Here is a 1,209-nt window from a genome sequence, read left to right as displayed (position 1 = left end):
GGGCGGGACGCCCGTTGCCCGTCGCCGGGGCGGGGATCACCAGGATCGGTCGGGTCCCAGCCCCTCGACACCGAAGGTCCACCCGTGCAGGAAGAGAGCACCACGCAGAACGAGCAGCCCAGCGAGGCGGACGTCGTCCGGCACCGGCGGCCGGCCGGTCGGCTCCGGCTCCTCGTGGTCGGGGTCGTCGCCCTGGTCGGCATCGGCGTCGCCGGCGCGATCGCCACGACCGGGGGCGACCCCACTCCGGCCCCGGTCTCGCTCGACGCCCAGAACCGCGCCGAGGCCGCCGCCCGCGCCGACCGCTCCGCACGGGAGTCGAGCGCCCCGGTCACCCCGTCGGCGAGCCCGACGCCGAGCGCGACGAGCATCAGCCCGTCCCCGTCGACCAAGCCCGCCACCCCGAAGGCGAAGCCGAAGCCGAAGAAGACGGCGAAGCCGAAGCCGGCCTGGGTCATCCCGATGAAGGGCGCGACGATCACCTCGTGCTTCGGTCCCCGTTGGGGCACCCAGCACCAGGGCATCGACTTCGCCATGCCCGCCGGCACCCCGATCCACGCCGCCTTCGGCGGCACCGTGGTCAAGGCGGGGGACGCCGGCGACGGGTACGGCAACTCGGTCTTCATCGACCACGGCAACGGCTACCTGACCCACTACGCGCACCAGAGCCGCCTCGTCGTCAGCGTCGGTGACAAGGTCGCCGCCGGCGAGGTCATCGGCTACGAGGGCGCGACCGGCGACGCGACCGGCCCGCACCTGCACTTCGAGGTGCACCAGGGCCAGATGTGGAACCAGATCGACCCGGCGCCGTTCCTGCGCGCCCGGGGCATCGACGTGGCCTGCTGAGCCCACGTCGACGGCGAAGCCCGGTCCGGCGGTACGCCGGGCCGGGCTTCGCCGTGATGAGCCGGCCGGTCAGAGCTTGTCGATCGGCGCGTGCCGCAGCACCAGCCAGAGCGTCTGGTCGCCGAAGTCGATCTGCGCGCGGGCGTTGGGGCCCTGCCCCTCGACGAGGAGCACCCGGCCCAGCCCATAACGCTGGTGGTTGACCCGGTCGCCGGCGGCCACCTTCGGCGCCTGCGGCAACTCGCTCGCCGTGCTCAGCCGGCTGGCGTCCACGCCGAGCCGCCGCGCCAACTGGGCCGCCTTCGGCGTACCACCGGTGAAGCCGCCGCGCCCGCCGGGCGCGCGGTCCGCACGGCCGCCGAC

Annotated in this window: 1 protein-coding gene and 1 pseudogene; one reads left to right on the top strand and one right to left on the bottom strand. The window is 74.7% G+C overall.

Annotation, left to right across the window (positions count from 1 at the left end; translation table 11 throughout):
- The first annotated feature begins 84 nt into the window (after positions 1 to 84).
- The gene (locus tag E1211_RS32100; RefSeq protein ID WP_132353997.1) at positions 85 to 846 is read left to right on the top strand and encodes a M23 family metallopeptidase; all 762 of its coding nucleotides are present in this window, start codon (positions 85 to 87) and stop codon (positions 844 to 846) included.
- A 69-nt stretch (positions 847 to 915) separates the two neighbouring features.
- Here E1211_RS32100 and E1211_RS32095 read toward each other — a convergent pair.
- Positions 916 to 1,209: pseudogene (locus tag E1211_RS32095) on the bottom strand (ATP-dependent DNA helicase PcrA); the annotation flags it as partial.

It is taken from the genome of Micromonospora sp. 15K316 (genome assembly GCF_004348525.1).
Lineage (GTDB): Bacteria > Actinomycetota > Actinomycetes > Mycobacteriales > Micromonosporaceae > Micromonospora.
This window is presented reverse-complemented; position numbering and strand designations above follow the sequence as displayed.